This window comes from Streptomyces sp. GbtcB7 (assembly GCF_019091445.1).
GTDB classification, from domain to species: domain Bacteria; phylum Actinomycetota; class Actinomycetes; order Streptomycetales; family Streptomycetaceae; genus Streptomyces; species Streptomyces mirabilis.
Window position 1 is genome coordinate 232,580 of record NZ_JAGXJM010000003.1, and the last position, 21,579, is coordinate 254,158.

Here is a 21,579-nt window from a genome sequence, read left to right on the forward strand (position 1 = left end):
GATCACGGGTTGCGATCGGGCAGACGGCCCGTGAGCAGGAACGCGACGCTCCGCTCGGTCTCCGTCCAGGCTCTTGTGTCGAGTTCGACGGACTGAATGAGGGCGCATTCGACCTGATATCCGTGCTCGCTGAGATCACGTCCCACGAGTTCGGCCGCGTCGCGGGTCGCCGCGTGCGTCACGATGCGCTGCGGACGGCGGTCGGCGACGGCCGAGACGACCTGCACTCCCCCGCCGCCGACACGTACGACGTCGGGTTCGGGGAGGTTCTCCAGAACGTGCGGCGCGGTGCCGTGCACGATCTGCATCTGGACGCCGTAGCGGCGCGCGGAGTCCTCGGTGCGGGCGCAGGAGCCGGGGTTGCGGTCGACGGCGATGACCGCCGCGCCGGTGCGCGCCGCCTCGGTGGCGAAGGCGCCGCTGCCGGAGCCGATGTCCCACACGAGGTCTCCGACGCGCGGGCCCAGCCGGGCGAGTTGGGCGGCGCGCAGCAGATCCGTTTCGCCTTCGCCCAGTGCGCCGCCGTACGCCTGGGCGGGCAGCGCCCAGCCGCGCGGTCCGGTGCCCGGGTCGCGTCCGGCGATCCAGCCGCCGTCCTCGGCGGCGGCCACGAAACCGCCGATGACGATGACGACGTTCGGGTCGCGCCAGGTGTGGTCGGCGGCCTTGTCGGAGGTGAGGATGGTGACCCGCTCGCTCGTGGTGCCGAGTTCCTCGCAGATGACGAAGGTGCGGTGGACTCCTTCGAGGAGCAGGCCGAGTTCGGCGGGGCCGGCGCCGGGCGAGGTGAGGACGGCGACCTTGGTGTGGGCACGGCAGACGTTCACCGCGCGGCGCAGGGTGCGACGGTGCGCCACGACCACCTGTGCGTCGTCCCAGGGCATGCCGGCGCGGGCGAAGGCGGCGGCGACCGAGGAGACGGCGGGCACGACTTCGACCTCCAGGCCGAACTCGGGGGCACGCAGGGTGCGTACGACTCCGAAGAAGCCGGGGTCGCCGTCGGCGAGTACGACGGCGCTGCCGCGGTGGCCCGCGATGCGGCGGGCGGCGAGGGAGACGCTGCCGAGGCGGATGCGTTCGGCGGCCCGGGGTACCTCGGGGAGCGCCAGGTGATGCGCCGCTCCGGCCACCAGGGTGGCCGCGCCGAGGGCGGAGCGCGCCGCGGCGGTCAAGGGCGAGCCGTCCCAGCCGATCACCGTGACCCGGTCGGCCATCGTCGTCAGTCTCCAGAAGGTTTTCGCAGGTCGTCGGTGGGCAGCCCGCGGGCGGGCTCCGTGAGGGTACCTGGTCTTGCTGGGTGCGGGCGTACAGGTCGCTGCCGGGTGGGAGCGGTTCTTCGGAACGCGCTGCGGGACGTCCCCCGGATTCGGCGCGGGGAATCCCGCCGGTTCAGTTCCAGTCGGAGAACGACGTGAAACCACCCGTGTCGGCGAGCTGGTCGCCGACTCCGTCGAGGTCCTCCGGGAGGAGGCTCCAGACGATGAAGTCGGTGCGCAGGTCCACCCAGCGGCCGTCCTCGGTGCGGGTGTGCGCTATACAGGCGTTGCGCAGGACGCCCTCGCTGATGCAGCCGATCTTCTGGGCTACCTGCTGGGAGGCGGTGTTGTCGGCCGCCGTGCGCAGTTCGATGCGCTCGAACTTCTGGTCCCGGAAGAGCCATTGGGCGGTGGCGAGCGCCGCCTCGGAGGCGTAGCCCTCGCCGCGGGCCCAGGGGGCGATGACGTACGACAGTTCGGTGGAGCGCACATGCCAGTTGGTCTTGGCGAGTTGCACGATGCCGACCAGGCGCTGGGTGAGGAACTCGGTGACGGCGAGGTCGAGTCCCCGGCCCGCCGTGCGTTCGGTGGGCGCGTACTCGGTGATCCAGGTGCGGGCCGCGTCCTCGGTGTAGGGCTGGGGCACGTCGGTCCAGGCCCCGACCTGCTCGTCGTTCATCATCGCGGCCAGGGAGGGGACGTCGTCCTCGTCGAGCGCACGCAGGACCAACCGCTCCGTGCTGATGGAGATGTCGGGGAAGGTGCTGGTCATGCGCCGCTCCGTAACCGTCGGGGACGTCGGGCCCTCGGATCCTTCGGGCCCGCTGAACTGCCCAGCATGCAGCATGAGGCCACCGAACTGCACCACGGGGTCCACTCCGAGTGATGGAGTGGACCCCGTACGGTGACCCGACCGGAACGACGGGATGACCGGAACTAGAACGACGGGATGACCGAACCGGCGTACTTGTCCTCGATGAACTTCTTGACCTCCGGCGAGGTCAGGAGCTTGGCGAGCTTCTTCACCCGCGGGTCGCTCTCGTTGCCCTTCTTGACGGCGAGGAAGTTGCCGTAGGGGTTGTTCGTCGCGGACTCCAGGAAGAGCGCGTCCTTGGCCGGCTTGAGGCCGGACGAGATGGCGTAGTTGCCGTTGATCACCGCGGCGTCGACATCGTCCAGGGAGCGCGGGGTCTGGGCCGCCTCCAGCTCCTTGAACTTGAGGTTCTTCGGGTTCTTCGCGATGTCCTGGGTGGTCGCGCTGTTGCCCGCGCCGTCCTTGAGCGTGATGAGCCCCTTGGAGGCGAGCAGCTTGAGCGCCCGTGCCTCGTTGACCGTGTCGTTCGGGACGGCGACCGTCGCACCGCTCTTGAGCTCGTCGGTCTTCTTGATCTTGTGGGAGTAGAGACCGAGCGGTTCCAGGTGGACCGTGACGACGGGCACGATGTGGGTGCCGTTCTTCTTGTTGAAGTCGTCGAGGTACGGCTGGTTCTGGAAGTAGTTGGCGCCGACGGACCCGTCCTCGGTCGCCGTGTTCGGCGTGACGTAGTCCGTGAACTCCTTGACCTGCAGGTCGAGGCCGGCCTTCTTCGCCAGGTTGTCCTTGATGTAGTCGAGGATCTCGGCGTGCGGGGTGGGGCTCGCGGCCACGACCAGCGGGCCGCTGGTGTCGGAGGCGCTGCTGCTCTTGTCCGAGCCGCAGGCGGAGAGGCCGAGGGTGAGGGCTCCGGCGGCGAGGACTGCGGTGGTGATCTTGGCGGTGTTACGCACGAAAAGTGCCTTTCCTTAAGGGTGGAGCGACCCCGTGGTGGGTGGTTACGGGGAAATCTGCGGGTGGGGGGAGAGAACCGGAGGGGGTGTTCGGGCGGTCTCAGGCGACCTTGCCGACCTCCGCGGTGGCGGGCTCCCTGGCCTTCAGCAGCCGCAGCTTCGGGGCGGCGCCGGAGTGGCCGCCGCGTCGGTGCAGGGTGCGGGCCGCGTAGTCGCCGGCGAACTGGATGAGGGAGATGACGACCGCGAGGATCGCCACGGTGATCCACATGAGTCCGGTCTCGAAGCGCTGGTAGCCGTAGCGGATGGCGATGTCGCCGAGGCCGCCGGCGCCGACGGTGCCGGCCATCGCGGAGTAGCCGATGAGGGCGACGATCGTGGTGGTCGCGGAGGAGATCAGCGACGGCAGCGACTCAGGTACGAGCACCTTGCGCACGACGGTCCAGGTGTTGCCGCCCATCGACTGCACGGCCTCGACGAGACCGCCGTCCACTTCGCGGACCGCCGTCTCGACCAGGCGCGCGAAGAAGGGGATCGCGCCCACGGCGAGCGGCACGATCGCCGCCTCGCGTCCGATGGTCGTTCCCGTGATCGTGCGCGTGAAGTTCATCAGCGCGACCATCAGGATGATGAACGGCAGCGAGCGGGCGATGTTCACGACCTGCCCGATGACCTTGTTCACGACGACGTTCTGCAGGAGTCCGCCGCGGTCGGTCAGGACGAGCAGAACGCCGAGCGGCAGACCGCCGACGATCGCGATCAGCGTGGACCAGCCGACCATGTAGAGCGTGTCCCAACACGCCTGGGACAGCAGGGGCTGCATCTCCGACCAGGTCACTTGGCACCGTCCTGCACGAGCACGGGCTGCTGGCCCTGGATGTCGATCTGCAGGCCCTGCTCGCGCAGGAATCCGATCGGCACGACGTTCTCCTCGTAGCGGCCGGGCAGTTCGATGCGCATCCGGCCGACCTGCTTGCCGGCGACGGTGTCCATCGCGGCGCCGAGGATCGAGATGTCGATGTTGTACGTGCGCGAGAGCTGCGAGATGACGGGCTGGGTCGCGGCCTCGCCGTGGAAGGTGACGTCGATGACGGTGCGGTCGTCGCCGGACGGCTCGCCGCTCACCGGGAAGAGTGCCCCGGCGAGTTCGGAGCCGGGGGTCGCGAGCAGCTCGCTGACGGTGCCGGACTCGACGATGCGGCCGTTCTCCATGAGCGCGGCCGAGTCGCAGATCGTCTTGACGACGTCCATCTCGTGGGTGATGAGCAGGACGGTCAGGCCCAGCTGTCGGTTCAGGTCGCGCAGGAGCTGGAGGATGGAGCGGGTGGTCTCGGGGTCGAGGGCGCTGGTGGCCTCGTCGGAGAGCAGCACCTTGGGGTCGCCGGCCAGGGCGCGGGCGATGCCGACGCGCTGCTTCTGGCCGCCGGAGAGCTGGGCGGGGTAGGCCTTGGCCTTGTCGGAGAGACCGACCAGGTCGAGCAGCCCGAGCGCCTTGGAGGATCGTTCCTTCCCCGACAGGCCAAGGATTTCGAGCGGCAGCTCGACGTTGTCCTGGACGGTGCGCGAGGACAGCAGGTTGAAGTGCTGGAAGACCATGCCGATACGGCTGCGCGCCTGGCGGAGCTCCTTGCCCGCGCGGGGGCCGCGCCCGACGAGCGCCGTGAGGTCCTGTCCGGCGACGGTGACCGTGCCGGCGGTGGGACGCTCCAGGAGGTTGACGCAGCGGATGAGGGAGGACTTGCCGGCGCCGGACTGGCCGATGACGCCGTACACCTCTCCTTCGCGGACGTGCAGATCGACGCCGTCGAGGGCGGTCACTTCACGGCCGCGCGAGCGGTAGACCTTGGTGAGGCCCGTTGTCGTGATCACTGGGGGTTTCCGTCACTGTCGAGTGCGGGGCGCGGGTGTGCGCCGGCACGGGTGCATTCGGTCGGGAACGCGACACGGTTCTCGCGGTGGCGATGGAACCGGATGAATCCGGGGGAGAACATGCGCGCGGGGCGGCGCCGCTCACGTACGGGGTACGGACAGGGCGCGGCGGTCTCGCTTCGGGGCGCGAGACGGGGCGGTGGTGCGGGGGCCCTCTAGAAGGCGCACATTCGACACATACAACGAGCACCGGGCGTCATGGTCGCCTCGGTCGCAAGGATGCGGTTGCTCGTCGTGGTCATGGGATCAAGTAAAGCAGACGTACAGGCGGGACCCAGAACCGCTGTCCGCATTGCGGACAGCGGTGGACACCTCTCAGCCGCGGGTGGAGATCTCCATTCCCCGGCCGGTGACCAGTGCGGACAGGGCCGAGAGGTCCTTCACCACGAGGTCCGCGTCCAGCTCGGACGCCTCGTGGGTTGTGGCCAACGCCACGGTGGTCATCCCGGCGGCGCGGCCTGCCTGCAGGCCCGCCGGGGCGTCCTCGAAGACGACGCAGCGGGCCGGGTCGACGCCCAGTTCACGGGCGGCGAGGAGATAGGGCTCGGGGTCGGGCTTGCCGCGGGTGATGTCGTCGGCGGAGATCAGCGTCTTGGGCCGGATACCGACCTCGGCGAGCCGGGCCTCGGCCAGTCGACGGGTGGCGGAGGTGACGACGGCCCAGCGGTCGGCCGGCAGCGAGTCGAGGAACGCCGCGGTGCCGGGGAGCAGGACGACGCCGCCGGGAACGTCCTCGACCTCCAGCAGTTCGATGCGCGCGAGGGCCTCGGGGACGAGGTCGGCGGGCAGCAGGTCGGCGGCTATCTCGGCGGCGGGGCGGCCGTGCAGTTCGATCCGGGCGAAGTCCTCCGCGGTGATCCCGTACTCGCGCGCCCATCGTGTCCAGCACCGGTTCACCGACTCGAGGGATGAGACGAGCGTCCCGTCGTTGTCGAACAGCAGGGCATCAGCGTGGATCTTCATGCGCTCGACCCTACGGGGCAGCCCGGGGGCGAGGGCATCGGGCCTTTTGGCCCGTAATAGGGTCACGGCATGCTTGATGCCCTGACGGTCGCGACCGCCGTCGCCGCGCTCGCGCTCGCCGCCTGGTGCGGCTGGGCCGCCTACCGTGATCAGCCCACCAAGGACTGGCACTTCATCGCCATGGCCGTGGTGACCCTGCTCGCCGTGATCCAGCTGGTGGTCGGAATCGTCCAGCTGGCGCGCGGCGAGAAGCCCGACCAGGGCACGACGATCTTCGTGGCGTATCTGCTCGGTGCCTTCGCGTGCATTCCGGCCGCGGGCTTCATGTCGCTGGCGGAGCGCACCCGCTGGGGATCGATCACGGTGGCGGCCGGCGGAGTCGTCCTCGCCGTACTGGAGGTGCGGCTCTATGACATCTGGGGAGGCTGAGATGACGGCCACGGAGGAGAACGGGACCGCGCCTCAGGAGAATCAGGAGGGCCGGGAGAGCCAGGAGGGTCGGGAGAAGAAGCGCACCCGGCTGATCAGCGGCCCCGGCATGCTGCTGCTCTGGCTGTACGGCGTGATGGTCGTCGGCGCCGTGTCGCGCTCCGCCGTCCAGATCTCGACGGAGTTCGACAAGGCCCCGCTCGCCTACTCGTTGTCGGCGGTCGCGGGCCTCGTCTACGGCTTCATCACGTACTCACTCGTGCGCGGCGGCGAAACGGCCCGCAGGGCGGCGCTGGTGTGCTGCGCCGCCGAGCTCGTGGGCGTGTTGACCGTCGGGACCTGGACGCTGGTCGAGCCGTCCGCCTTCCCCGACGCCACCGTGTGGTCGGACTACGGGATCGGCTATCTGTTCATCCCGGTGCTGCTGCCGCTGTCGGCCATGTACTGGTTGCGCAAGGCGCGTACGGCCGACCGGTCGGCATAGCTCGGGCCGTAGTCGTACCTCGGGCCCGTAGCCGTGGCTCGGGCCCAGAACACGGGCGCCGGTCAGGCGCTGGTCACGAACGCGCCCGTGTCGGCGCCCTTCTGCAGGGTCACCAGGGTGAGCCGCTCGTCGACGCGCTCCGTGGAGACCTGCGCGTAGCCGTGCTTGCGGTACATCCGCAGGTTGCGGTCGCTGCGGTGGCCGGTGAAGAGCTGGAAGGACTTGGCCGCGCCGTCCGTCGCGAGCGTGGCCTCGATCGCGGCGAGCAGCCGCCCGCCCAGGCCGTGGCGCTGCATGCGCGGATGGACGATGAGCTTGTTGATGCGGGCCGTGCCGTCCGGGTCCACGGCTCCGCGGACCGAGGCCACCACTTCTTCGCCCAGCCTGGCCACCAGGACCGTACCGTCCGCCAATTCCGCCCTGAGGGAGTCGAGCGGCTGCGTGAGCGGCTCGATGCCATAGTCCCCGTACAGCTCGGCCTCGCTCTGGTAGCAGAGGTACTGCAGCTTGAGGATCTGCTCTGCGTCCTGCTCGGTCGCCGCCGAGATGGTCACGCTCATGCCCATGTGTGCATGCCTCCCGCTCACCTGTTCCACCGGTCGTCCCCCACTCCTATCCCCGTGGTGCGCGGGCCGCAACCACCGGGGAGAGCAATCGACGCAGACATCCCAGGCATCTGGAACGTTCCGGACCGAGACTGCCCTGTGAGATACCCAACTCGCCTGCGATCTCCCGATAGGTGAGGTCCTTCGGGGAGAGCAGTGCCGCCATCAGGCTGGGGCAGCGGCCCGGCAGCCGACGAACCGCGTCGTGCAGGGCGCGCCGGCTGTCGGCGGTCATCACCTGCTGTTCGGGGTCCGGCCCGCTCTCGTCGGCGGGCTCGGAGACGTACGGCCGTTCGTACCGGGCCGTACGGCGGGTGCGGCGGACCTCGGAGCGCACGGCGCGGCGCAACCAGCCCTGCGGGTCGACGGGCGGCCCGTCCGAGTCGAGGCGCTCCAGGAGGCGTAGCCAGACGGCCTGTTCGAGGTCGCTCGGTTCGGTCCCGGACGCAAAGCCTTCCGCCGAGGCCTCGGCGGCGAGCAGCGGACGCAGGGTGGAAACCATCTCGTGGGTCATATGCGGCGGGACGCCGCCGCCCCGGCACAGGGTTGCCGGGGCGGGGGACTGTCACCCCATCCGGGGTGAGTGGATCATCCGTTGACGAAGTCCTCGCGGGCGAGCAGCGCGGTGTCCGCGTTGTCCGAGAAGACGCCGTCGATGCCGGTGGCGAAGTAGGTCTTGAAGGCGCCGAAGGCGTCACCGTAGGCGTTCGGGTCGGTGCCCTGCCGGAAGTTCGCGGGCAGGAAGGTGTTCTCGTTGCGCATGGTGTACGGGTGCAGGATCAGGCCCGCTCGGTGCGCGTCGGCGACCAGCGTGGTCGGCGTGGTGAGGGCGCCGTTCGCGTCCTTGGGGATGACCAGGTCGAGCGTGGGGCCGATGCCCTGGGCGTACGAGGCGATCCACTTCAGGCCCTCGGGCTTGACGAGGTCGGCGACGGTGCGCGGGTCGCCCGTCGTGACGAAGTCCCAGGGGCGGGTGTTCGCGGCGGAGAGCAGCACGACGAGCGGGTTGTCGACCAGCTTGTCGAGGCGCTGGATGCTGGTCGGCTCGAAGGACTGGATGATGACCGGCGAGTTCTTCTTGTCCTTGCCGTGCTTGCGGAGCACCTTGGCGAGGCGCTCCTCCAGGCCGAGGCCCAACGCGCGGAAGTAGGTGGGGTGCTTGGTCTCGGGGTAGATCCAGACCTGCTTGCCGCGCTTGCGGGTCTGCTCGTCCTGCCAGTGGAGCACCTCTTCGAAGGTGGGGATCTCCCAGCGGCCGTTGTAGAGCGTGTTGTGCGGGCGGTTGGCGGGGATGCGCTCGACGGCCCGCAGGGTCTTCAGCTCGGCGAGGGTGAAGTCCTCGGTGAACCAGCCCGTGGTGGGGATGCCGTCGAGGGTCTTGGTGGTCTTGCGGTCGGCGAACTCGGGGTGCGCCGACACGTCGGTGGTGCCGCCGATCTCCGGCTCGTGCCGGCAGACGAGGTGGCCGTCCTTGGTGGGCACCAGGTCACCGGCCTCGACGACGTCGGCGCCCATGTCGAGGGCCAGCTGGTACGAGCCGAAGGTGTGCTCGGGCCGGTAGCCGCTGGCGCCCCGGTGCCCGATGACGGTCGGCTTCGGCAGGCTCTTGTAGCCGCCGCCGTGCCCGCCGCTCGCGTGCCGCTCGTCGGCTCTCGCCGCACCCGGCAGCCCGAGGACCGCTCCGCCCGCGCCGAGCACCGCGGCCCCGAGCAGCGCGCGTCGCGCCGTGCCCCGGTCCTGCCCGTTCGGCTCCCGCGACTCCGGTATGCCCTGTGTCCCGTGCGTCCCCTGCGTCCCCATGAGCGCTCCTCCCGCTGTACCGCCCCGTACCTGTCAAAGCGGGTCGATCGTAGGTTCCCTTCCGTGACGGGAGGGAGACCTGTGGCGGAACACGTGGGTGCCACTGGATGGCGTACGGAACAGCTGTACGGAACAAGGGGGCCTGGCGGTCCGTCAGTTTCGGGGTGACGGTGGTGGGTACGCGGTCCGGGTACGCGGTCAGAGGTTCCCGATTCCGGGGTCCCGGTCCCGGGCGGCGCTGACGGCCCCGGAGTCGCTGACGTGCTGGGCCTCGTAGACGCGGCGGCGGTCCCTGCGGATCAGGACCACTGCGGCACTCCCGAAGATCAGGACCAAGGCGGCGAGCGTCACGATCATGTATCCCACAATCCCCGTTCCATCCGTCCGACCCGGGCAAGGCGTGCGACCCGGTCGAACTGGGCGACTCGTTCGGCGAACCTGTGCGACTCGTCCGGCGTGGCGGCCGAAGCCGTCGCGAGATACGTCACATGCTTCCGTCCGTGTGACGAACGCGCAACAGCCCGCCACCTCAGGTAAACATTGGTCAACAGTCCGTATCCAGTCGGTGAACCCGATGTGCAATCACCGGAGGGCCGCGAGTATCGTCCTCACCTGCACATACTTCATACCGATCCCTTGACACCGGAGGGCCCGTTGTCCCGCTTCGCGCTCATCAAGGCAGTGCTCGGACCGATCATGCGCCTGATGTTCCGCCCACGGGTGGAAGGCGTGGAGCACATCCCGGGCGACGGCCCCGTCATCCTGGCCGGCAACCACCTCACGTTCATCGACTCGATGATCCTGCCCCTGGTCTGCGACCGGCAGGTGCTCTTCATCGGCAAGGACGAGTACGTCACCGGCAAGGGGTTCAAGGGCCGCCTCATGGCCTGGTTCTTCACCGGCGTCGGCATGATCCCGGTGGACCGGGACGGCGCCAACGGTGGTGTCGCGGCGCTGATGACCGGCCGTCGCATTCTGGAGGAGGGCAAGGTCTTCGGCATCTACCCGGAGGGCACCCGCTCCCCCGACGGCCGGCTCTACCGCGGCCGCACCGGTATCGCCCGCCTCACCCTGATGACCGGCGCCCCGGTCGTCCCGTTCGCGATGATCGGCACGGACAAACTGCAGCCCGGCGGTGCGGGGATGCCGCGGCCGGGCCGCGTCACGGTCCGCTTCGGTGAGGCGATGGAGTTCTCGCGGTACGAAGGCATGGACCGTGACCGGTATGTGCTGCGGGCCGTGACCGACTCCGTGATGACCGAGGTCATGCGGTTGTCGGGGCAGGAGTACGTGGACATGTACGCCACGAAGGCGAAGGCCGCGTAGCAGTTTGTTGTTCGGGTGCGGGTGGAGTGTGGCTGGTCGCGCAGTTCCCCGCGCCCCTGACGGGGCGCCTGCCTAGACCCCGGATTCCAGTTTCTGGCCCTTCAGCAGGAACCACGCCGCTGCCGCTGTGGCGAGCAGTACCGCCGCTCCGATGCCGGACGCCAGTGCCAGGCCGTCCACGAAGGATGTGCGAGCCGCGGTCAGCAGGGCCTCCGCGGTGTGGGTGGGCAGGGTTGCCGCCGCCTCCACCGCGCCGCCCAGGGAGTCGTGGGCCCCTGCCGGGGTGCCCGCGGGGCCGGTGAAGCCCGCGTAGACGCCGGTCACGATGGAGCCGAGCAGGGCGATGCCGAGGGCGGCGCCGAGCTCGTACGCCGTCTCGGAGACCGCGGACGCGGCGCCGGCCTGCTCCTTGGGCACGCTGGAGAGGATCACGTCGGCGGTGACGGTGAACGAGAAGCCCGCGCCGACGCCGACGATCAGAAGTGCCGAGCCGAGCACCGAGTACCCGGTGGACTGGTTCAACAGGGTGAGCACGCCGAGCGCGAGGCCCACGGCGGCGAGACCACCGGAGACCACGGCACGGACCGAGTAGCGGCGCGCGGCCGAGCCCGCGATCAGACCCGCTCCCACCGCTCCGATGGCGGCGGGCAGTTCGGCGAGCCCCGCCTGGAACGGCGGCCTGCCCTGGACGAGTTGCAGGTACTGGGACAGGAAGAAAACCAGTCCGGACAGGCCGAAGACGGTCAGCAGATCGGCGAGCACCGCCGCCGAGAAGCCCCGGTTGCGGAACAGCCGCATGTCCAGCAGTGGTACGGGCATCGCGAGTTGACGGCGTACGAAGCCGTGGAGAGCCCCGGCGCCGAGCACGCCTACGGCCATCGGCTGCCAGGTGAACCCGTGCGTGGCGGCCTCCTTCACCGCGTACACGATGCCGATCATGCCGACGAGGGAGAGCACGACGCTGGCCAGGTCCCAGGGGCCGGGGTTCGGGTTGCGGGACTCGGGCAGCAGCTTGATGCCGACGGGGACGAGGATCAGCATCACGGGCACGTTGATGAGGAAGACCGATCCCCACCAGAAGTGTTCGAGCAGGAAGCCACCGACGACGGGCCCGACCGCCGTACCGGCGGAGGCCGTGGCGCCCCAGATGCCGATGGCGAGGCTGCGCTCGCGCGGGTCGTGGAAGAGGTTGCGGATGAGGGCGAGCGTGGCGGGCATCAGGGTCGCGCCCGCGACTCCGAGCAGCGCCCGCGCCAGGATCATCATCTCCGGGGTCGTCGCGTACGCGTTGAGCACCGATATCGCGCCGAACGCCGTGGCGCCCATCAGCAGCAGCTTCTTGCGGCCGATGCGGTCGCCGAGGCTGCCCATGGAGACGAGCAGACCGGCGATGACGAACGAGTAGACGTCACCGATCCACAGGAGCTGGGTGCCGGAGGGCTTCAGGTCCTCGCTGATGTAAGGGGTCGCGAGACCGAGCACGGTCGCGTCGACGGCCACCAACAGCACGGCGAGGACGAGGACGCAGAGCGCGAGCCAACGGCCCGGACGCTTCTCCACCTCCGCCGTCAGCGCCGGCTGCAGGGTGCTGGTCATGATCACTCTCTCCGTAGTGCGCCGCCGAGCAGCAGCTCGACGATCATGTAGTGGAAGTCCTTGGCGGCGACGCGGCCCTCGGTCACGGCCCACGCGCCCGAGGCCATGAGGCCATAGAGCGCCTCGGTGAGCCAGGCGGGGCTGAGGTCGATGCGGAACTCGCCGCCTTCCTGGCCGCGCCGGAACAGGGCGGCCATCCGGGCATCGAGCCGGGCCCAGCCCTCGTTCTGCCCCTCGCCCTCGAACAGCTGGTTCTCGGTGTAGAGGAAGGCGAGCAGACCGGCCACGCGTTCGAGCTCCTTCACCAGGCGGCGCAGTGCCTCCTGAGCGGTGCCCTCGTCGAGGCGGGTGGCGTCGAGTGCCGCCTCGCACTCCTCGATACCGAGGGCCTCCAGCGCCCGGACGAGCGCGTCCCGTCCGGCGAACTGGCGGTGCAGCGTGGCCCGGCTGATCCCGGCCGCCCTGGCGACCTCGTCCATGGTGGCGGTGGATTTACGGGTGAGCAGGGCGGCTGCGCTGCGCAGCACGTGGTCACGGTCGACGGCCATGAGACAACGGTACCCCATGTGAGACATGTTTGTCTCACATGGGGTGCGCGAGTCTCACCTGCGCCCTACTTTGTCGGTTTTTGCGGTACCGGGATTTCCGCCGCGGTCAGTGCCAGGGCAGCTGCCCGCGCCGCTCCCAGTACACGTCCGGGTCCTCCGCGAGCACCGCGAGGCGGGTCAGCTGGTCCTCGTTCAGGTCGACGACGGCCGCGTGCAGGTTCGAGGCGAGCTGGGCGGAGGTGGCCGCGCCCGAGAGGACGACTCCGGCCCAGGGCTGCCGCAGGATCAGCGCGAGGGCGACGGCGTCGGCGCCGAGGCCCGTCTCCTCGGCGATCGCCCGCACCGCGTCCGGCGCGTGCTCGGCGGCCAGGCGGCCGTTGGCCATGCCCTCCTTGACGATCACCGTGAGCCCGGCGTCGTGCGCCTCTGCGAGGGCGGGAGCCGCCGAGGTCTCCAGGGCGTTGTACGTGGACTGGACGGTACGGAAGAGGGGCTCGCCGTCGACCGTCACGGCGAGCGCGGCGCGGATGGCGTCGGCCTGGGCGGGCCCGCTCGTGGAGAAGCCGATCGAAAGGCCCTGGGCGGCCGCCTCGGCGAGTTTCGCGTGGAGTTCCTTGTCGGTGAGGGCCGGGCTGTCCGGGGTCACCGAGTGGATCTGGTAGAGGTCGAGCCGGTCACCGAGCAGGGCGGCGGTCTCGGCGCGCTGCCGCTCGTACGTGGCGAGGGTGTGGTCCTTGACCTCGTGCTTCTCGGCGTCCGTGGTCCAGTCCGCGGTGTAGGTGTAGCCCCACTTGCTGCCGATGACCACGTCGTCGACGTCCGGCCGGCTCTTCAGCCAGTCGGCGAGGAACTCCTCCGAACGGCCGTAGGAGCGGGCCACGTCGAAGTAGCGCACGCCCTGCGCGTAGGCGGCGTCCAGGAGTTCGTGGGTGCGGGCGCGCAGCGTTGCGACGCTGCGATCCTCTCCGAGGTCATGGTCTCGGCCGAGGTTGATGTAACCCGGGCGGCCGACGGCGGCGAGACCCAGGCCGATGTGGCAGGTGGGCGTCGTGGCGGTGGCGAGACGGGCGAAGGGCATCGCGGGCTCCGTTCGGTCGGCTCCGGTGCGGCTCCTGACCAACGTAACCCGCGATGACCTTCGCCTCAGAGCTCGGCTCGTGCGGCGATGTGGCGGGTGCGGGATCGTGGGGGTTGCTCACGCAGTTCCCCGCGCCCCTTTCGGGGCGCTTCCCTCACCGCTTCTCTTTGGCCGTGGCCCACGCGTGCTGGGCCGCCACGTCCGCCTTCACCTCGGCGAGCTGGACGGCGACCGCGCTGGGTGCCGTACCGCCGCGGCCGTCGCGGGAGGCGAGGGCACCCGGGACGTTCAGGACGGAGCGCACCTCGGGGGTGAGATGGGCGGAGATCTTCGCGAACTGCTCGTCGGTGAGGTCGTTCAGCTCCTTGCCGTCGGCCTCCGCGACCTTGACGCACTCGCCGGCGACCTCGTGGGCGACGCGGAACGGCACACCCTGCTTGACCAGCCACTCGGCGATGTCCGTGGCGAGCGAGAAGCCGGCCGGGGCCAGCTCCTCCATGCGCTCGCGGTGCACCGTCAGCGTGGCCATCATGCCGGTGAAGGCCGGGAGCAGGACCTCGAGCTGGTCGATGGAGTCGAAGACCGGCTCCTTGTCCTCCTGGAGGTCGCGGTTGTACGCGAGCGGAAGCGCCTTGAGTGTCGCCATCAGGCCCGTCAGGTTGCCGATCAGACGGCCCGACTTGCCGCGCGCCAGCTCGGCGATGTCCGGGTTCTTCTTCTGCGGCATGATCGACGAGCCCGTGGAGAACGCGTCGTGCAGGGTGACGAAGGAGAACTCCTTCGTGTTCCAGATGATGACCTCCTCGGCGATCCGGGAGAGGTTCACGCCGATCATCGCGGTGATGAAGGCGAACTCCGCCACGAAGTCGCGGGAGGCCGTGCCGTCGATGGAGTTCGCGACGGAGCCGTGTTCGAAGCCGAGGTCCCTCGCCACCGACTCCGGGTCCAGGCCGAGGCTGCTGCCCGCGAGCGCGCCGGAGCCGTACGGCGAGACCGCCGTCCGCTCGTCCCACTGGCGCAGCCGCTCCGCGTCCCGGGACAGGGGCTGGACGTGAGCCAGCACATGGTGGGCGAAGAGCACCGGCTGGGCGTGCTGGAGGTGCGTACGGCCGGGCATCGCCACGTCCGGGTGCGCCTCCGCGAGGCCGATCAGCGCGTCCTGGAGGTCGGCGATCAGACCGCCGATCGTACGGGCGTGGTCGCGCAGGCACATGCGGAAGAGCGTCGCGACCTGGTCGTTCCGGGAGCGACCCGCGCGCAGCTTGCCGCCGAGGTCGGGGCCGAGGCGCTCCAGCAGCCCGCGTTCCAGGGCCGTGTGCACGTCCTCGTCGGCGATGGTGCCCACGAAGGAGCCGTCCGCCACGTCGGCTTCGAGCTGGTCGAGGCCCGCGAGCATCCGCGTCAGCTCGTCGTCGTCAAGGAGGTTCGCCTTGTGCAGTACGCGCGCGTGGGCACGCGATCCGGCGATGTCGTACGGCGCGAGCCGCCAGTCGAAGTGGACGGACGCGGACAGCTTGGCCAGCGCCTCGGCGGGACCGTCGGCGAAACGGCCGCCCCAGAGCCGGACGTCTCCGCTGTTGCTGCTCACTTGCGTTGCTCCTCGGAAGGTCTGGATGTGCCGCCGCCTCCCCACCCGTGAGTGAGGAGGCGGCTGTCAGGCTAGTGCGTGTGGGGTGGACCTCGTCGTACGCGAGCCGTTGTGCGAGCCGTTACGCGAGGTCCCGCTTCGCGGCGATCTTCGACGACAGGCTGTAGATGTCGATGAAGCCCTTGGCGGCGGCCTGGTCGAACGTGTCGCCCGTGTCGTACGTCGCCAGGTCGAAGTCATAGAGCGAGGTCTCGGAGCGCCGTCCGGTGACGACCGCGCGGCCGCCGTGCAGGGTCATCCGGATGTCGCCGTTGACGTGCTGGTTGGCCTCGTCGATGAAGCCGTCCAGGGCGCGCTTGAGCGGGGAGAACCACTGGCCGTCGTAGACCAGTTCGCCCCAGCGCTGCTCGACCTGCCGCTTGTAGCGGGCGAGTTCGCGCTCGACGGTGACGTTCTCCAGCTCCTGGTGGGCCGTGATGAGCGCGATCGCGCCCGGGGCCTCGTACACCTCGCGGGACTTGATGCCCACGAGCCGGTCCTCGACCATGTCGATCCGGCCGACGCCCTGGCCTCCGGCGCGCTCGTTGAGCTGCTGGATGGCCTGCAGGACGGTGACGGGCCTGCCGTCGATGGCGACCGGGACGCCCTCCTTGAAGGAGATGACGACCTCGTCGGCCTCGCGGGCCTCGGCCGGGTTCGAGGTGTACTCGTAGATGTCCTCGATCGGCGCGTTCCAGATGTCCTCCAGGAAGCCCGTCTCGACCGCGCGCCCGAAGACGTTCTGGTCGATGGAGTACGGGGACTTCTTGGTGGTGGCGATCGGGAGGTTCTTCTGCTCGCAGAAGGCGATCGCCTTGTCACGGGTCATCGCGTAGTCGCGGACCGGGGCGATGCACTTGAGGTCGGGGGCGAGGGCGACGATGCCGGCCTCGAACCGCACCTGGTCGTTGCCCTTGCCGGTGCAGCCGTGGGCGACCGTGGTGGCGCCGTGCTTCCGGGCGGCGGCGACGAGGTGCTTGACGATGGTCGGCCGGGAGAGGGCCGACACCAGCGGATAGCGGTCCATGTAGAGGGCGTTGGCCTTGATCGCCGGGAGGCAGTACTCCTCGGCGAACTCGTCCTTGGCGTCCGCGACCTCGGCCTCGACGGCACCGCAGGCGAGGGCGCGCTTGCGGATGACGTCCAGGTCCTCGCCGCCCTGACCGACGTCGACCGCGACGGCGATGACCTCGGCGCCCGTCTCCTCGGCGATCCAGCCGATGGCGACGGAGGTGTCCAGACCGCCTGAGTAGGCGAGTACGACGCGCTCGGTCACGGGTTTCTCCTCACGCTGCATTCGCTGGCATGCATGAGTATGCAGCACTCTGCATGATTCGTCAATCACGGGTCGTCCTCGAAGGAGCCATGGAGAACCCTGATCGAAAATGTCCGAGGGTGTTTGAACGACGGAACGCGCTTTCTCGTACCTCTCCCCGAACGCAGGCGCCGCGTTTTTGTACACCGAGGTTTCCGTACACAGAGGTTTTTGCCGCCGAGGTCTTCGCAGACCGAGGCGCGACGAGCAACGGACCGCCCGGACGACCACCGGACGGTCCCCCACCCCCGAACCGAGTGAGGCTTCCGCATGTCCAGGGCCCTTCCGAAGTACAACAAGCGCCGCGTCCTGATGATCGGCGGCACCGCCGCGGTGGTGCTCTCCGGAGCCGTGATCGCCGGCAACGCCTTGGCCGGGGAGACGTCCAAGAGCGGCACGAACGCCACCACCAAGGCCGCGACCTCCCCGGGCACGGTGAACTGCCCGGCCGTCGCGCCGAGCCTGCCCGCGATCCCCGCCTCCGCGCAGGCCGAGGTCACCCGCAACCTCACGCTCCTGGACACCCAGATCGCCGAGGCCAACAAGCGGCTCGTCGACACCGTCGGCCAGGGCGGCCCCAACTTCGTCCAGAACGCGATCCTCGGCCCCCTCAAGGACAAGCGGGTGGCGACGATCAACCGCATCGCCACCGCGATCGGCCGCACCGCGGCCAAGCCCACGGGTCTCGACTCGCTCGCGCCCTGCACCCTGAACGCGAACGGCGTGAACGCGGGCGGCGGCGCGGCCACCGCGGCCCCGAGCGCGACGGCCACCCAGCAGGCAGGCAACACGGGGAACACCGGAAACACGGGCGCCACAGGTAACACCGGCAGCACCACCGCCGCCGGCACCATCACCTGCCCGGACGTCGCGTCGAAGCTGCCCGCGATCCCCGCTTCCGCGCAGGCCGAGGTCACCCGCAACCTCACGCTCCTGAACACCCAGATCACCGAGGCCAACACCCGACTGGCGAACACCGTCGGCCAGGGCGGACCGAACTTCGTGCAGAACGCGATCCTCGGCCCCCTCGCGGACAAGCGGAAGTCGACCATCGACCGCATCGCCATCTCCATCGGCCGCACCGCGGCCAAGCCCACGGGTCTGGACTCCCTCGCGACCTGCACGCTCAACGAGTGATGTCTTCCGTGGCCGCCGCGTGAACCCATGCCCCGGACGGGTGAATTCCTTAGACAGGCGAATGGTCTTGCCCAATAATCATTAGACATGGGAAAGACTTATGAGCGCATAGACGGCAGGCTTCGTTCGTTCATCGAGGCGCAGCCCCTCTTCTTCACCGCGACCGCACCCCTGTCCGGGGACGGCACGGTCAACCTCTCCCCCAAGGGCCTCACGGGCTCGTTCGTCGTCCTCGACGAACTCACCGTCGCCTACCTGGACTTCGCCGGCAGCAACGCGGAGACGATCGCCCATCTCCGGGAGAACGGCCGGATCACCCTCATGTGGTGCGCCTTCCAGGGCCCGCCGAACATCGTCCGGGTGCACGGCCACGGCGAGCCCGTCTTGCGCGACGACCCCCGCTTCGAGGAACTGCTGACGCACTTCCCGGGCATCGACCCGACCCCGCACGGTCTGCGCGCGATCATCGTCGTGACCGCCGAACTCGTCCGGGACACCTGCGGCTACGCGGTGCCCTTCATGTCGTACGAAGCGGACCGCGACCTGCACGGCAAGCGCTTCGCGCGCGAGGACGACGCCTCGCTGAGCGAGTACTTCACCAAGAAGGACCACGTGGCGACGAGCCTGGACGGCCTGCCCGGGCTGCCGCTCCCGCTGCCTCCCCGTACGGTCTGAGCCATGCGCCTCGCAGCCGCCGCCCTCGCGTCCGCGTCCCTGCTCGCCCTGGTCCCGAGTGATCCGCCCACCCTCCCCGAGCAGATGGCGGACACCGGTGGCGGCAGCCAGCTGATCACGGCTCAGGCGCCCCGCGAGGGCTCGACGTCGGGCACGCTCACCTGGTGGGACCGGCGGGACGCGCACTGGGTGAAGGCCGGTTCGGCGGCGGCGCGCTTCGGGGCGAAAGGGCTGGCGGAGGGGGGCTCACGCAAGCAGGGATCGAACACGACACCCACGGGGCTGTACGACCTTCCGTTCGCCTTCGGGATCAAGGCCGCGCCGGCCGGTACCGCGGTTCCCTACCGGCGGGTGCGGGAGGAGTCCTGGTGGTGCCAGGACAACGACTCCCGTTCCTACAACCGGTGGACCGAGCCGCGACCGGCCGACTGCCGTGCGTCCGAGTCCGAGCATCTGATCGCGTATGAGACGCAGTACGCGTACGCGCTGGTCGTGGGGTTCAACTACGAGCGGCCCGTGCGGGGGCGCGGGGCGGGAATCTTCCTGCACGTCGACGGGGCCGGGGCGACGGCTGGTTGTGTGTCGGTGTCGGAGGCCGCGATGCGGCGGATTCTGGCGTGGGTCGATCCCACGCGGGGGCCGCGTATCGCGATCGGGACGGTGAGTGGCGGGACTGCGATCACCCGTTACTAGGTGCGGGTGCTTTGCGGCGGGGACTAGGTGCGGGTGCTTCGTGGCCGGGCGCGCCCACGCGGCGGAGCCGCAGGGTGTCACAGCCCCGCGCCGCTTACGGGGCGCCCAGTCGGACCGTGAACGTCGTCGCCCCCGGACGGCTCTCCAGCTCGACCGTGCCGCCGTGGGCCTCCACCACGGCCGCCACGATGGACAGCCCGAGGCCCGCGCCACCGCCCGCTCCCCCGGTGCGGCGGCGGTCGGCTCTGGTGAACCGTTCGAAGACGCCGGGCTGGACGTCCTCCGGGACTCCCGGGCCGTCGTCGTGGACCGTCAGGACGGCCGTCTTGGCGTCGGTCTCCAAGGACACCGTGACCTTGGTGCCGACGGGTGTGTGCCAACGGGCGTTGGCCAACAGGTTGGCCAACACCTGTTGGAGACGGTGGGCGTCGCCCGTCACCGTGACCGGTTCCTCCGGGAGTTCCAGCGTCCAGCGGTGGTCGGGCCCCGCGGCGCGGGCGTCGGTGACCGAGTCGAGGACGAGGTGGGTGAGGTCGACGGGAAGGCGCTCCAACGGGCGGCCCGCGTCGAGGCGGGCGAGCAGGAGCAGGTCGTCGACCATCTCGCCCATCCGCGCCGACTCGGCGGCGATACGTTCGAGGGCTCGGGTGACCTCGGGCGGCACCGGGCCCGGGTGCAGCAGCGCCAGCTCAGCGTGGCCGCGGACCGAGGCGACCGGCGTGCGCAGTTCATGGCTGGCGTCGGCCGCGAAGCTGCGCAGCCGTTCCTCGCTCGCGTGCCGCTTGGTCAGGGCGTCCTCGACATGGCCGAGCATCCGGTTGAAGGCGCCGGCGAGGCGGCCCACCTCGCTGCGCGGGTCCTGCTCCGGCGCACGCGGCGGCAGCGCCACCTCACCGCTGGCGAGCGGCAGCTCGCTGACCCGGGTCGCGGTCGCGGCGACCCGGCTCAGTGGGCGCAGCGACCAGCGCACCCACAGGGCTCCGGCGACTCCGGCGACCACGAGGGCCAGGCCGAAGACACAGCCCGCGACCAGTTCCAGGCGGTGCACGGCGGCCCGGACCGGTTCCATCGGCAGCCCGCTGACCAGGACGTCGCCGTCCAGTCCGCGCGCCGCCAGCACGCGGTAGTCGCCGAGCGCCGACAGGCAGACGGTGTGGGCGCGGCCGTCGGTGGGGATGCCGGCCAGGGTCTGCCGGTCGGAGGTGGTCAGGGACACGTTCAGGTCGGTGATGTTCTGGCCGGAGGGCACGACGGCCGCGTTGGTGACGTCCCGGCCGACCAGCCGCGCGCCGAAGGTACCGGTGCTCTGCCGCCGGGTGTCGCCGTTCTCGTCGCCGTCACGGTCCGACGGTTTGACGGTGCCGTGCTCCAGGCTCGCGGGGAACCGCACCCCCACGTCGTGCAGCTGCTGGTCGAGGCGGCCGGTGAGGAAGCCGTTCAGTTCGTACACCGCGGCCACCCCGACGGCGGCGCAGCTGACGGCGAGCAGGACCAGGAGCCCGGCGGTGAGGCGGGCCCGCATCGTGCGCGGGAGCGGCAGCCGACGGATGACCGCCCGCACCCGTGGCCACCGGCGCCGGCTCATCGTCCGGCCACCGGCTTGATCACGTACCCGGCGCCCCGCACCGTGTGGATCATGGGCTCGCGGCCCGCGTCCACCTTTTTGCGCAGGTACGAGATGTACAGCTCCACGACATGGGCCTGACCGCCGAAGTCGTAGGACCAGACGCGGTCGAGGATCTGCGCCTTGCTGAGCACCCGGCGCGGGTTGCGCATCAGGAAGCGCAGCAGTTCGAACTCGGTCGGCGACAGCTCGACCAGCTCGCCGCCCCGGGTCACCTCGCGGGCCTCCTCGTCCATCACGAGGTCGCCGACGGTCAGGCGCGGGCCCTCGTCCAGTTGCCGGGCCATGCCCGCGCGGCGCAGCAGGCCGCGCAGCCGGGCGACGACCTCCTCCAGGCTGAACGGCTTGGTCACGTAGTCGTCGCCGCCCGCGGTGATGCCCGCGATGCGGTCCTCGACGGCGTCCCGCGCGGTGAGGAAGAGCACACAGACCTCGGGGTGCACGGTGTGCAGGGTGCGCAGCACGGCGAAGCCGTCGGTGTCCGGGAGCATCACGTCGAGGACGACGGCGTCCGGCATCAGCTCGCGTGCCTCGGTGACGGCCGAGGCCCCGTCGCCCGCCGTGCGGACCTCCCAGCCCTCGTAGCGCAGGGCGCCGGAGAGCACCTCGGCCAGGTCGGGGTCGTCGTCGACGACGAGGACGCGTACGGGGGTGCCGTCGGGGCGGGTGAGCGCGGGCAGGCCGGTGCCTCGGGAGCGGGGAGTGTTCATGTCGTCTTCCAGGATCA

The 21,579-nt window shown here is 70.2% G+C and carries 23 protein-coding genes; 6 read left to right on the forward strand and 17 right to left on the reverse strand.

Annotated features, from left to right (window positions below):
* Positions 1 to 2 precede the first annotated feature (2 nt).
* The 6 genes from cbiE to KVT44_RS06395 form a co-directional block, all read right to left on the reverse strand.
* Entirely contained in the window at positions 3 to 1,214 is a 1,212-nt protein-coding gene (cbiE, locus tag KVT44_RS06370; protein ID WP_217566356.1) for a precorrin-6y C5,15-methyltransferase (decarboxylating) subunit CbiE, read from the reverse strand.
* Positions 1,215 to 1,389: 175 nt separating this feature from the next.
* Positions 1,390 to 2,028, reverse strand: coding sequence for a GNAT family N-acetyltransferase (locus KVT44_RS06375; protein WP_075027597.1), 639 nt, complete (start codon positions 2,026 to 2,028; stop codon positions 1,390 to 1,392).
* A 164-nt stretch (positions 2,029 to 2,192) separates the two neighbouring features.
* Positions 2,193 to 3,023, reverse strand: a complete 831-nt coding sequence (locus KVT44_RS06380; RefSeq protein ID WP_075027598.1) for a MetQ/NlpA family ABC transporter substrate-binding protein — start codon at positions 3,021 to 3,023, stop codon at positions 2,193 to 2,195.
* A gap of 100 nt (positions 3,024 to 3,123) precedes the next feature.
* Positions 3,124 to 3,861 carry a methionine ABC transporter permease gene (locus tag KVT44_RS06385; protein WP_099923738.1) on the reverse strand — a complete coding sequence of 246 codons (738 nt, stop codon included), beginning with the start codon at positions 3,859 to 3,861 and terminating at the stop codon, positions 3,124 to 3,126.
* Positions 3,858 to 4,892 carry a methionine ABC transporter ATP-binding protein gene (locus KVT44_RS06390; RefSeq protein ID WP_217566357.1) on the reverse strand — a complete coding sequence of 345 codons (1,035 nt, stop codon included), beginning with the start codon at positions 4,890 to 4,892 and terminating at the stop codon, positions 3,858 to 3,860. The genes KVT44_RS06385 and KVT44_RS06390 overlap by 4 nt, the downstream gene beginning before the upstream one ends.
* A 375-nt stretch (positions 4,893 to 5,267) precedes the next feature.
* Positions 5,268 to 5,915, reverse strand: coding sequence for an HAD family hydrolase (locus tag KVT44_RS06395; protein ID WP_217566358.1), 648 nt, complete (start codon positions 5,913 to 5,915; stop codon positions 5,268 to 5,270).
* A 69-nt stretch (positions 5,916 to 5,984) separates the two neighbouring features.
* On the opposite strand from KVT44_RS06395, the gene KVT44_RS06400 reads away from it, so the two are divergent.
* Entirely contained in the window at positions 5,985 to 6,344 is a 360-nt protein-coding gene (locus tag KVT44_RS06400) for a hypothetical protein (protein WP_217566359.1), read from the forward strand.
* 109 nt (positions 6,345 to 6,453) lie between these two features.
* The gene (locus tag KVT44_RS06405) at positions 6,454 to 6,828 is read left to right on the forward strand and encodes a hypothetical protein (RefSeq protein ID WP_097288849.1); all 375 of its coding nucleotides are present in this window, start codon (positions 6,454 to 6,456) and stop codon (positions 6,826 to 6,828) included.
* Between the two features lie 62 nt (positions 6,829 to 6,890).
* Here the strand turns inward: KVT44_RS06405 and KVT44_RS06410 are convergent, their stop codons facing one another.
* From KVT44_RS06410 to KVT44_RS06425, 4 genes are all read right to left on the reverse strand, one after another.
* Positions 6,891 to 7,394: a GNAT family N-acetyltransferase gene (locus KVT44_RS06410; protein WP_075027603.1), complete on the reverse strand. Its 504-nt coding sequence runs from the start codon at positions 7,392 to 7,394 to the stop codon at positions 6,891 to 6,893.
* 46 nt (positions 7,395 to 7,440) lie between these two features.
* Entirely contained in the window at positions 7,441 to 7,947 is a 507-nt protein-coding gene (locus KVT44_RS06415) for a sigma-70 family RNA polymerase sigma factor (RefSeq protein WP_099923734.1), read from the reverse strand.
* A gap of 74 nt (positions 7,948 to 8,021) precedes the next feature.
* Positions 8,022 to 9,233: a glycerophosphodiester phosphodiesterase gene (locus KVT44_RS06420; protein ID WP_190169758.1), complete on the reverse strand. Its 1,212-nt coding sequence runs from the start codon at positions 9,231 to 9,233 to the stop codon at positions 8,022 to 8,024.
* Positions 9,234 to 9,431: 198 nt separating this feature from the next.
* Positions 9,432 to 9,590, reverse strand: a complete 159-nt coding sequence (locus tag KVT44_RS06425) for a hypothetical protein (RefSeq protein WP_217566360.1) — start codon at positions 9,588 to 9,590, stop codon at positions 9,432 to 9,434.
* A gap of 297 nt (positions 9,591 to 9,887) precedes the next feature.
* Here KVT44_RS06425 and KVT44_RS06430 point away from each other — a divergent pair, with 297 nt between their 5' ends.
* Positions 9,888 to 10,559 carry a 1-acyl-sn-glycerol-3-phosphate acyltransferase gene (locus KVT44_RS06430; RefSeq protein WP_054230621.1) on the forward strand — a complete coding sequence of 224 codons (672 nt, stop codon included), beginning with the start codon at positions 9,888 to 9,890 and terminating at the stop codon, positions 10,557 to 10,559.
* Positions 10,560 to 10,631: 72 nt separating this feature from the next.
* Here the strand turns inward: KVT44_RS06430 and KVT44_RS06435 are convergent, their stop codons facing one another.
* From KVT44_RS06435 to KVT44_RS06455, 5 genes are all read right to left on the reverse strand, one after another.
* On the reverse strand, positions 10,632 to 12,155 hold the full coding sequence (locus tag KVT44_RS06435) for an MFS transporter (protein WP_217566361.1): 1,524 nt from the start codon (positions 12,153 to 12,155) through the stop codon (positions 10,632 to 10,634).
* Between the two features lie 2 nt (positions 12,156 to 12,157).
* Entirely contained in the window at positions 12,158 to 12,703 is a 546-nt protein-coding gene (locus KVT44_RS06440; RefSeq protein ID WP_180293076.1) for a TetR/AcrR family transcriptional regulator, read from the reverse strand.
* 106 nt (positions 12,704 to 12,809) lie between these two features.
* Positions 12,810 to 13,781 carry an aldo/keto reductase gene (locus KVT44_RS06445; RefSeq protein WP_217566362.1) on the reverse strand — a complete coding sequence of 324 codons (972 nt, stop codon included), beginning with the start codon at positions 13,779 to 13,781 and terminating at the stop codon, positions 12,810 to 12,812.
* 154 nt (positions 13,782 to 13,935) lie between these two features.
* Complete coding sequence (gene argH, locus KVT44_RS06450; RefSeq protein WP_099923729.1) at positions 13,936 to 15,369, reverse strand: argininosuccinate lyase; 1,434 nt, start codon at positions 15,367 to 15,369, stop codon at positions 13,936 to 13,938.
* 121 nt (positions 15,370 to 15,490) lie between these two features.
* Positions 15,491 to 16,684 carry an argininosuccinate synthase gene (locus tag KVT44_RS06455; RefSeq protein WP_217566363.1) on the reverse strand — a complete coding sequence of 398 codons (1,194 nt, stop codon included), beginning with the start codon at positions 16,682 to 16,684 and terminating at the stop codon, positions 15,491 to 15,493.
* A 309-nt stretch (positions 16,685 to 16,993) separates the two neighbouring features.
* Here KVT44_RS06455 and KVT44_RS06460 point away from each other — a divergent pair, with 309 nt between their 5' ends.
* From KVT44_RS06460 to KVT44_RS06470, 3 genes are all read left to right on the forward strand, one after another.
* On the forward strand, positions 16,994 to 17,860 hold the full coding sequence (locus KVT44_RS06460; RefSeq protein WP_217566364.1) for a hypothetical protein: 867 nt from the start codon (positions 16,994 to 16,996) through the stop codon (positions 17,858 to 17,860).
* An 87-nt stretch (positions 17,861 to 17,947) separates the two neighbouring features.
* Entirely contained in the window at positions 17,948 to 18,535 is a 588-nt protein-coding gene (locus KVT44_RS06465; protein WP_099923726.1) for a pyridoxamine 5'-phosphate oxidase family protein, read from the forward strand.
* A gap of 3 nt (positions 18,536 to 18,538) precedes the next feature.
* Positions 18,539 to 19,228 carry a L,D-transpeptidase gene (locus tag KVT44_RS06470; RefSeq protein ID WP_217566365.1) on the forward strand — a complete coding sequence of 230 codons (690 nt, stop codon included), beginning with the start codon at positions 18,539 to 18,541 and terminating at the stop codon, positions 19,226 to 19,228.
* A gap of 94 nt (positions 19,229 to 19,322) precedes the next feature.
* On the opposite strand, the gene KVT44_RS06475 is transcribed toward KVT44_RS06470, so the two are convergent.
* Both KVT44_RS06475 and KVT44_RS06480 read right to left on the reverse strand, forming a co-directional pair.
* Complete coding sequence (locus KVT44_RS06475) at positions 19,323 to 20,813, reverse strand: cell wall metabolism sensor histidine kinase WalK (protein WP_099923724.1); 1,491 nt, start codon at positions 20,811 to 20,813, stop codon at positions 19,323 to 19,325.
* Positions 20,810 to 21,562, reverse strand: a complete 753-nt coding sequence (locus KVT44_RS06480; protein ID WP_190169750.1) for a response regulator transcription factor — start codon at positions 21,560 to 21,562, stop codon at positions 20,810 to 20,812. Before KVT44_RS06480 ends, KVT44_RS06475 begins: the two co-directional genes overlap by 4 nt.
* Positions 21,563 to 21,579: the final 17 nt, after the last annotated feature.